Source organism: Methylobacterium sp. A52T, assembly GCF_053346095.1.
In genome coordinates this window covers 1-8,466 of record NZ_JBKFBI010000192.1, presented here as the reverse complement: position 1 = coordinate 8,466, position 8,466 = coordinate 1, and the positions used below count along the sequence as shown (strand labels likewise).

Here is an 8,466-nt window from a genome sequence, read left to right as displayed (position 1 = left end):
CCGAGCCGGTGGTGCCGCCGCCGATGGTGCCGCCGCCGATCGCGCCGCCGGCGGTGGAGCCGCCCGCGCCCCCGCCGCGCGAGCCGGTCGCGCCGCGGCGGATCCTGAGCCGGACCGCGCCGCCGCTGATCGAGCCGCGACCCAACCCGGCCTCCGAGCGCAGGCCCGAGCCGGCACCGGCGGAGCCGGAGCCCGCCCGTCTGGCCCCGAGCCTCGCGGTGCCCTCCGAGCGCAAGTCGGTCGATCCGGTGGTCCTGTCCGACATGGCCCGCCAACTCCAGGCCGCCCTGTCGCGCTCGTCCTCGGCCGTGACGCCGCCGCCGCAACCCGCGCCCGCCCCGCCGGTGCCCGAGGGCGTCGATCCGCTGGCCGCCGCGATGGCGAGCGTCCCGGTCGAGCCAGTGCCCGCCCCCGCCCCGGTCGACGAGCCGGAGGCCCCGCCGCCTCCACCTCCGCCTCCGCCTCCGGCCAAGCCCGTGCCGCCGCCGGCGATGCCCAAGGTCGAACCCGCTCCGCCCGTGCCGGCCCCGCCGCCGCCGTCGTCCGCGCCCACGCCCGACGCCAAGGGATCCGGCAACCCGTTCTCGGTGGAGGAGATCGAGGCCGAGTTCGCCCGCCTGCTCGGTCGCCCGCTCGACAAGCGGAGCTGAGGAGCTCCGCCCCCGCCGAGCGGGCGCGTCTGGACCGCGTCCTCGATCGCGAGAACCGCGATTTACCGATGGTTAACCGTCTTCCGGGACGTTCCGGCCCGGAGGATGTCGCTATGCTCGCGCTGGATGCTGGAACGGCTCACCGGAGCCGCGCTTACAGGGCCTTCCGGCTCGACCGGGCCGGCCGCGTCCGCGCGGCCGAGATCCTGTCGGCCGAGGACGACACGCAGGCGCGCCGCCGCGCCCGGGCGATGGTCGGGCGCGACGCGATCGAGCTGTGGGAGCGGACCCGCTTCCTCGGGCGCTTCGAGCCTACCGTCACGGCGGCTCAGGATCGTGCCGGCCGCTGAGGCCGGCGCCCGCCCGTCCCGTCAGCGGCCGGCGGTCTCCGGCATGGCCAGCACGGCGAGGAAGCTGAGGATCGCGGCCCCCGCCAGGTAGAACCCGACGAAGCCGATGCCGCCGTAGGCCGCGAGCTGCTGCGCGATGTAGGGCGCGCCCGAGGCCCCGAGGATCCCCGCGAGGTTGTAGGTCACCGAGGCGCCCGTGTAGCGCACCCGCGTCGGGAACAGCTCGGGCAGGACGGCGCCCATCGGTCCGAACACCCACCCCATCGTCAGGAGGCTGAGGCACAGGAAGCCGAGAACCGGCGGCCAGGTGCCCGTGCCGGCGGCATGGCCCAGCATCGGCCCCATGAGGAAGCCCAGCAGGAACGTCACGGCCATGCCGGAGAGCAGCACCGGCCGGCGGCCGAAGCGGTCGGCCGCGGCCCCCGACAAGACGGTGCCCAGCGCCATGAAGCAGACCGCGATGCACTCGAACAGCAGGAAGGTCGGCCGGCTGTAGCCGAGGGTGCCGGTGCCGTAGCCCAGGGCGAAGACGGTCGAGAGGTAGAACACCGCGTAGACCGCCACCATCGCGAAGGTGCCGACCAGGACGGCGTGTCCGTGCCGGGTCAGCATGGTGGCGAAGGGCATGCGCTCCGGTCGCGCTTGGCTGAGCGCCGCCTTGAAGGCCGGCGTTTCGGTGAGCTTCAGGCGCACGTAGAGCCCGACGCCGACGAGCGCCGCCGAGGCCAGGAACGGCAGGCGCCAGCCCCAGGCCTGGAAGCTCTCCGGGGTCAGGCCGAAGCTGAGGGCGAGGAAGCCGAGATTGGCCAGGATGAAGCCGACCGGCGCCCCGAGCTGCGGGAAGATGCCGTACCACGCGCGCCGGCCCGGCGGCGCGTTCTCGACCGCCAGCAGCGCCGCGCCGCCCCACTCGCCGCCGAACCCGATCCCCTGCCCGCAGCGCAGGATGCACAGCGCCGCCGGCGCCCACCAGCCGACCGACGCGTAGGTCGGCAGGCAGCCGATCAGCACCGTGGAGATGCCCATGATCAGCAGGGACGCCACCAGCGTCGCCTTGCGGCCGACCCGGTCGCCGAAATGCCCGAACAGGGCCGCGCCGACGGGGCGCGCGATGAACGCGATGGCGAAGGTCGCGAAGGCGCTGAGTTGCTGCACGCCGGGCGCGCCGGCGGGGAAGAAGACCGGGCCGATCACCAGGGCGGTGGCGGTGGCGTAGATGTAGAAGTCGAAGAACTCGATCGCCGTCCCGACGAAGCTCGCGGCGAGGATACGCCGAGCGCTCGGGGGGGCGCTCGGGGCGGACTGCGAGGGGTCTGCGGTGTTGCCCGCGGGGTCGATGGTCTGCAGCATGATCGGGACGGGGGGATCCGGGTCGGTCGCGGCGCTTTCGCACGGGCCGCCGGGGGCCGATACCCCGCTCCGGACATGCGCATCCGCCCTGGACGCGGAGGTCGCTGTGCGGTGCACCGACGGCGGCCTTGCGTTCCCCTGTCCCCTTCGCCAAGCTGAACGGCCATATTCCGCGACGGTCGCCGGCCGCGGCGCCGTCCCTATCACTTGAGTATTGCGATGAGAGTCACTGTCGAGCGCGCGGCCCTGCTCAGGTCGCTCGGCCACGTGCACCGGGTCGTCGAGCGCCGCAACACGATCCCGATCCTGTCGAACGTGCTCCTGCGCGCGGAAGGGTCGGGTCTCCAGCTGCGGGCCACGGATCTCGACATCGAGGTGACCGAGAGCGTGCCGGCGGACGTGGCGGATGCGGGCGCCACGACCGTGCCGGCGCACGTGATCTACGACATCGTGCGCAAGCTCCCCGACGGCGCGCAGGTCTCCCTGGAGACCGGCGGCGAGTCCGGCCAGATGACGATCCGGTCCGGACGCTCGCGCTTCGCCCTGGGCGCCCTGCCGGAGGGCGACTTCCCGGACCTCGCCGCCGGCGAGATGCCGCACGGCTTCGAGATCGCCGCCGCCGACCTGAAGCGGCTGATCGAGAAGACGCAGTTCGCGATCTCCACCGAGGAGACCCGCTACTACCTGAACGGCATCTACCTGCACACGCTGGAGACCGAGAACGGCCCGGCGATGCGGGCGGTGGCGACGGACGGCCACCGGCTCGCCCGCGTCGAGATCCCGGCCCCGCAGGGCAGCGTCGGCATGCCGGGTGTGATCGTGCCCCGCAAGGCGGTCGCCGAGATCCAGAAGCTCCTCGACGACGGCGGCGAGACCGTCGCGGTCGACCTGTCGCCCGCGAAGATCCGCCTGCGCTTCGCCGGCGGACTGACGCTGATCTCCAAGCTGATCGACGGCACCTTCCCGGATTACCAGCGGGTGATCCCGGCCAACAACGACAAGCGGCTGACCGTCGAGCGCGACGCCTTCGCGAAGGCAGTCGACCGGGTCTCGACGATCTCGTCGGAGCGCGGGCGCGCGGTGAAGCTCGGGCTCGCCGAAGGGCGCCTCGCGCTCTCGGTGAACAACCCGGATTCGGGCAGTGCCACCGAGGAGCTCGACGTCGACTACGAGGCGGCCGGCCTCGATATCGGCTTCAACGCCCGCTACCTCCTCGACATCACCGCGCAGCTCGAGGGCGACACCGCTCTGTTCAAGCTCGCGGATCCCGGCTCGCCGACCCTGATCCAGGACCGCGAGGGCGCGCCGGCGCTGTACGTGCTGATGCCGATGCGGGTCTGAGGCGGCCGCGCGGATCCCGGTCCCGCCCTGGTCCCGAGGTGCCGGAGTGAAGCGGGGGGCCGCGCGGGAGGTCCCGGGACGGCGATGTGGTTTCTGGAGCCCGCTCGCGCGGCCCGCTGACGCGGGCGCCGCGGGGCGAGGTGGTTGGATGGGATGTCAGACAGCAAGGGACGGTTGAGCGCGGCGCGTCTCGGCCCCTCGGTTCACCCCTCGGTTCACCGATGAGCGACATCCGCGATCCGCGGGACGAGCTCGACGGGTCGAGCCTGCGCGTCACCCGCCTGATCGCCCGCGATTTCCGCAACCACGCGGACCTCGAACTGACGCCCGAGGCCCGCTTCGTCGCGCTGGTCGGGGAGAACGGCGCGGGTAAGACCAACCTGCTCGAGGCGCTCTCGCTGTTCGTGCCGGGCCGGGGCCTGCGCCGGGCGGAGTTCGCCGCCATGGCGCGCAGCGGCGGCCCGGGCGGATTCGCGGTCTCGCTCACCCTCGACCGCGACGGCGCCGAGCACCGGCTCGGCACCGGGCTCGAGCCGCCGGGTCCCGACGGGCGCGCGAGCCGGCTGTGCCGGATCGACGGCGCCACCGCGGCCTCGCCGGTGGCGTTCAGCGAGTTCCTGCGGGTCGTCTGGCTGACCCCCGACCTCGACGGCCTGTTCCGCGGGGCGGCCGGAGACCGGCGGCGGTTCCTCGACCGTCTCGTGCTGGCGGTCGACGCCGCCCACGGCGCCCGGGTCTCCGCCCTGGAGCGGGCCCTGCGCTCGCGCAACCGCCTGCTGGAGGAGCGGCCCGACGACGACCGCTGGCTCGACGCGGTGGAGCGGGAGGTCGCGGAACTCGGCGTCGCCGTGGCCCTCGCCCGGCGCGAGACCGCCGAGCGCCTCGACCGGCTGATCGCCGAGACCCGGGACGACGCGCAGCCCTTCCCCTGGGCGGCCGTCCGCCTCGAGGGCGACCTCGACGATCTGGTCGCGGTCTGGCCGGCCCTCGAGGCCGAGGACCGCTACCGCATGGCGCTCCGCAACGGCCGCAACCGGGACCGGGCCGCCGGCCGCACGCTGATCGGGCCGCAGAGCAGCGATCTCGTGGTCCGCCACGGCCCGAAGGACGTGCCAGCCGGGACGGCGTCCACGGGCGAGCAGAAGGCGCTGCTCATCGGTCTCGTCCTCGCCCACGCGCGGCTGGTGCGGGCCATGAGCGGCATCGCCCCGCTGATCCTCCTGGACGAGGTGGCGGCCCACCTCGATCCCCGCCGCCGGGCCGGCCTGTTCGAGGCCCTCGAGGCCCTGCCGGGGCAGGTCTGGATGACCGGCGCCGACCCGGACGCCTTCGCGCAGGCCGGCACCCGGACGCAGGTCCTGCGGGTCGGCGGCTGATCGGCCTCAGGCCGCCCGGACCGACCCGAGGAAGCGGGAGACCTCGGCGCCCAGGTGCTCGGACTGGCGCGACAGTTCGCCGGCCGCCCCCAGAACCTGGGCTGCCGCGGCGCCGGTCTCTTCCGAGGCCCGCGCCACGCCGGCGATGTTGCTCGTCACCTCGTCGGTGCCGGCCGCCGCCTGCGAGACGTTGCGCACGATCTCCTGCGTGGCCGCGCCCTGCTCCTCGACCGCCGCCGCGATGGTGGCGGCGACCGCGTCGATCTCGCGGATCCGGGCGGCGATCGTGTCGATGGCCGAGACCGCCTGGCCGGTCACGCCCTGGATCTGGCCGATCTGCTGGCTGATCTCCTCGGTGGCCCGGGCGGTCTGGCCGGCGAGTTCCTTGACCTCGGCGGCGACGACCGCGAATCCGCGGCCGGCCTCGCCGGCCCGCGCCGCCTCGATCGTGGCGTTGAGCGCCAGCAGGTTGGTCTGGCCGGCGATGTTCGCGATGAGCCCGACCATGTCGCCGATGCGCGTCGCCGCCTGGCTGAGCGCCTGAACGAGGTGCTGGGTCTCGTCCGCCTCGCCCACCGCCGCCTGCGCGAGGTTGGCCGAGCCGAGGACCTGCCGGCCGATCTCCTGCACGGAGGTGCCCAGCTCCTCGGCGGCGGCCGCCACGGTCTGGACGTTGGCGGAGGCCTGCTCGGCGGCGGCCGCCACCGTGGTGGACTGGCTGGCCGTCTCGGTCGCGCTCGACGTCATGGTCTGGGCCGTGGCCTGCAACTCGGTGGCCGAGGACGAGACCATCCCGACGATGCTGCCCACGGCCCGCTCGAACCCGTCGGCGAGTTCCACCATGGTCCGCCTGCGCGCGGCCGCTGCCGCCTCGTCGGCGCGGCGCTTCATCTCGGCTTCCTCGGCGGCCTTGCGGGCGACCATGGCTTTGATGCCCTCGACGGCCTTGCCGACGGCGCCCACCTCGTCCCTTCGGGCGGCCTCGGTGATCTCGGCCTCGATCTCGCCCTGCGCCATCCGCTGCAGGACCTTGACCAGGCGGTCGAGCGGCCGCGTGATCCCGACCGTGGCGATGAACACCGCCGCCAGCAGCCCCGCCAGCATGCCGAGACCGCTGACGATCATCAGCGTCCGGCGGGTCTCGTTGGTCTGATCGGTCAGGTCGCCCGAGCCCTTCTGCATGTACGTATCGATGTCCTCGGCCATCCGGTTGCCGTCGGACAGCAAGCCGGAGAACGTCGGGTCGATCGCCGTGTGGATCAGCGCGATGGCTTGCTCGTTCTGATTGGCGGTGCCCAGCCGTCGGACCTCGCTCACGTCCGTGAGATAGCGCTCGATCCGCGCGGCCTGCTCATCGACGCGCGCGGCGAAGGTCGGCGCGTGCGATCGCAGGCTCGGAAGCAGCACCCTCACCGCGGGCAGCGCGGCCTCGAAGCCCCTGTTGGCGGCCTGCATCTGGCCCTGATCGGTCTCCGCGATGATCCGGTAGACCCAGTAGTTCAACTCGATCACCAGGCGGTTCAGCCTGCGTGCCTCCGCCACCGCCGTCGCCTCGCGGGCGAGGAACTCGCTGTAGCGGTCGTCGATGACCGTCATCCGCGCCTGGGCGTACCAGATACATCCGCCGACAATCGCGCTTATCAGCGCGATGACGGCAGCAATTTTTGGAAGTATATTGATATTAGATAAGCGCAGCACTGTCCTTAAATCCCTTCACTCGATCGATGATCGGCCTCATGATCTCATGGGATTCACTCTGGTCGTCGATGTCGATGAAGCATTGGAAGCGCAATCTTGTCAATGATGATTTTCATTTTGCAATTCAGGTTGTGTGTTGGTACCTATTCGGATATTTTATGTCAGAATAAACCTCTATATATTGACTCCAATACATTCATTGGAACGATTTAAAAAACAGATATTGATCTAGGATGAGAGATATCGGATCGGTCTGTTCAGGCCCGGTTCTTCGACCGCTCCTGAGCGATTGCCCGGGGCGCGACCCCGGCGCCGCGCCACCGGCCTTTTCGCGGCTGCGGATCGCGCCACATAGGGGGCGCTGCACGCCGCCGGCGTGCCCACGGAACTCCGCGCGCATGTCCAAGCCCGTCCACGCCATGATCCGCGTCCTCGAGGAGGAGCGCGCGCGCGACTACTATGCCCGTGCCTTCGGTCTCGCGGTGTCCGGCCGGTTCGACTTCCCGGACTTCACCCTCGTCTACATGCGGGATCCGGACTCGCCGTTCGAGCTGGAGCTCACGGTGAACAAGGGCCGCGACAAGCCCTACGATCTCGGCGACGGCTACGGGCACATCGCCTTCGTGGTCGACGACGTGGAGGCCGAGCACGCCCGGCACCGGCGCGAGGGCTTCACGGCCACCGACGTCAAGACCCTCAAGCACGGGGACGACGTGCTCGCGCGGTTCTTCTTCGCCACCGACCCGGACGGCTACAAGATCGAGGTCATCCAGCGCGGCGGCCGCTTCGCGTGAGCGGTCCGGTCCGCCATTCCCTCTCCGGAACGTCTTCGAGATCCATGCAGGACAAGACCCGCATCGTCTGCATCCGCCACGGGCAGTCGACCTTCAACGCCGCACACCGGCACGGGGGCGGCGATCCCGGCCTGCCCGACGCCCGCCTGACCGAACTGGGCCAAGCCCAGGCCCGCGCGGCGCGGGAGCGGCTCCGGCCGATCCCCTTCGACCTCGTGGTGGTCTCGCCCCTGACCCGCGCCATCGAGACCGCGGCGATCCTGTTCGGCGAGCATCCCCGGCGGCCGCGGGTGCTGGTCGAGGTGCTGCACCGCGAGTGCCAGGAGAGCAGCTGCGATGTCGGCCGGGCCGCCTCGGAGATCGCCGCGGAATTCCCCCACCTCGATGTCGGGCACCTGCCCGAGGTCTGGTGGCACGCGGAGCCGGGCTGCGAGGTCGGCGGCTACCCGGTGGAGCCCCGCCCCCTGTTCGACGCCCGGGTCGCGGCGTTCCGCGACTGGCTGCGGGCCCGGCCGGAGACCACGATCGCGGTGGTCGGCCACGGGACGTTCTTCTACCACCTCACCGGCACGTTCCTGGAGAATTGCGGCACCATCGACTTCGATCTCGACGCCGCGCCCGCGGCGGCCTGATCAGGCCGGCACCCGGGCGCGCGCCGCGTCCATGCGCCGACGGGCGCCGGCGACGGCGATCTCCGGCGCCTGCCGGCCGATGGCGAGGGTCTCCGCGAGGATCGTGCAGGCCTCGGCCCAGGTTCCGGTCAGGAACGGTGCCGCCCCCTCGGCCACCTCGGCGGCGCAGCGCGCGTCCTCGTCGGCGCGTTCCGCCGCCGTCGCGGTGCGCGACACCGCCGCGGTCAGCGCCCCCTCCCGCCAGCGCCGCGCCTGGGCCGCCGCCTGCGCGCGCG

General features: G+C 72.3%; 8 protein-coding genes and 2 pseudogenes. 7 read left to right on the top strand and 3 right to left on the bottom strand.

Annotated elements, in window-relative coordinates; all coding sequences use genetic code 11:
• Together ACLBYE_RS28095 and ACLBYE_RS28090 are read left to right on the top strand one after the other, a co-directional pair.
• A pseudogene (locus tag ACLBYE_RS28095) lies at nucleotides 1-650 on the top strand (hypothetical protein); the annotation flags it as partial.
• A gap of 113 nt (nucleotides 651-763) precedes the next feature.
• A complete protein-coding gene (locus ACLBYE_RS28090) occupies nucleotides 764-1,000 on the top strand; it encodes a hypothetical protein (protein WP_331327307.1) in 237 nt (78 codons plus the stop codon).
• 21 nt (nucleotides 1,001-1,021) lie between these two features.
• Here the strand turns inward: ACLBYE_RS28090 and ACLBYE_RS28085 are convergent, their stop codons facing one another.
• Nucleotides 1,022-2,350, bottom strand: a complete 1,329-nt coding sequence (locus ACLBYE_RS28085) for an MFS transporter (protein ID WP_447696683.1) — start codon at nucleotides 2,348-2,350, stop codon at nucleotides 1,022-1,024.
• Between the two features lie 219 nt (nucleotides 2,351-2,569).
• Here ACLBYE_RS28085 and dnaN point away from each other — a divergent pair, with 219 nt between their 5' ends.
• Together dnaN and recF are read left to right on the top strand one after the other, a co-directional pair.
• The gene (gene dnaN / locus ACLBYE_RS28080; RefSeq protein ID WP_012319207.1) at nucleotides 2,570-3,691 is read left to right on the top strand and encodes a DNA polymerase III subunit beta; all 1,122 of its coding nucleotides are present in this window, start codon (nucleotides 2,570-2,572) and stop codon (nucleotides 3,689-3,691) included.
• Between the two features lie 221 nt (nucleotides 3,692-3,912).
• Entirely contained in the window at nucleotides 3,913-5,067 is a 1,155-nt protein-coding gene (gene recF, locus ACLBYE_RS28075) for a DNA replication/repair protein RecF (RefSeq protein ID WP_447696682.1), read from the top strand.
• Between the two features lie 6 nt (nucleotides 5,068-5,073).
• Here recF and ACLBYE_RS28070 read toward each other — a convergent pair whose 3' ends face one another.
• Nucleotides 5,074-6,663: a methyl-accepting chemotaxis protein gene (locus ACLBYE_RS28070; protein ID WP_447696681.1), complete on the bottom strand. Its 1,590-nt coding sequence runs from the start codon at nucleotides 6,661-6,663 to the stop codon at nucleotides 5,074-5,076.
• Here ACLBYE_RS28070 and ACLBYE_RS28065 point away from each other — a divergent pair.
• From ACLBYE_RS28065 to ACLBYE_RS28055, 3 genes are all read left to right on the top strand, one after another.
• Nucleotides 6,653-6,871 (top strand): hypothetical protein, encoded by a 219-nt coding sequence (locus ACLBYE_RS28065; RefSeq protein WP_447696680.1) that lies wholly within the window; start codon nucleotides 6,653-6,655, stop codon nucleotides 6,869-6,871. The two genes, ACLBYE_RS28070 and ACLBYE_RS28065, sit on opposite strands and share 11 nt — an antisense overlap.
• A 292-nt stretch (nucleotides 6,872-7,163) precedes the next feature.
• The gene (locus ACLBYE_RS28060) at nucleotides 7,164-7,559 is read left to right on the top strand and encodes a VOC family protein (protein WP_020094241.1); all 396 of its coding nucleotides are present in this window, start codon (nucleotides 7,164-7,166) and stop codon (nucleotides 7,557-7,559) included.
• A gap of 44 nt (nucleotides 7,560-7,603) precedes the next feature.
• Entirely contained in the window at nucleotides 7,604-8,191 is a 588-nt protein-coding gene (locus ACLBYE_RS28055) for a histidine phosphatase family protein (protein ID WP_091979092.1), read from the top strand.
• Here ACLBYE_RS28055 and ACLBYE_RS28050 read toward each other — a convergent pair.
• Nucleotides 8,192-8,466 (bottom strand): annotated as a pseudogene (locus ACLBYE_RS28050) (hypothetical protein); the annotation flags it as partial.

Excerpts from the sequence above, each read along its gene's own strand:
- ACLBYE_RS28060 (WP_020094241.1), top strand. The coding sequence starts at position 7,164 with ATGTCCAAGCCCGTCCACGCCATGATCCGCGTCCTCGAGGAGGAGCGC.
- dnaN (WP_012319207.1), top strand. The coding sequence starts at position 2,570 with ATGAGAGTCACTGTCGAGCGCGCGGCCCTGCTCAGGTCGCTCGGCCAC.
- ACLBYE_RS28085 (WP_447696683.1), bottom strand. The coding sequence starts at position 2,350 with ATGCTGCAGACCATCGACCCCGCGGGCAACACCGCAGACCCCTCGCAG.
- ACLBYE_RS28055 (WP_091979092.1), top strand. The coding sequence starts at position 7,604 with ATGCAGGACAAGACCCGCATCGTCTGCATCCGCCACGGGCAGTCGACC.
- ACLBYE_RS28065 (WP_447696680.1), top strand. The coding sequence starts at position 6,653 with ATGACCGTCATCCGCGCCTGGGCGTACCAGATACATCCGCCGACAATC.
- ACLBYE_RS28070 (WP_447696681.1), bottom strand. The coding sequence starts at position 6,663 with ATGACGGTCATCGACGACCGCTACAGCGAGTTCCTCGCCCGCGAGGCG.
- ACLBYE_RS28090 (WP_331327307.1), top strand. The coding sequence starts at position 764 with ATGCTCGCGCTGGATGCTGGAACGGCTCACCGGAGCCGCGCTTACAGG.
- recF (WP_447696682.1), top strand. The coding sequence starts at position 3,913 with ATGAGCGACATCCGCGATCCGCGGGACGAGCTCGACGGGTCGAGCCTG.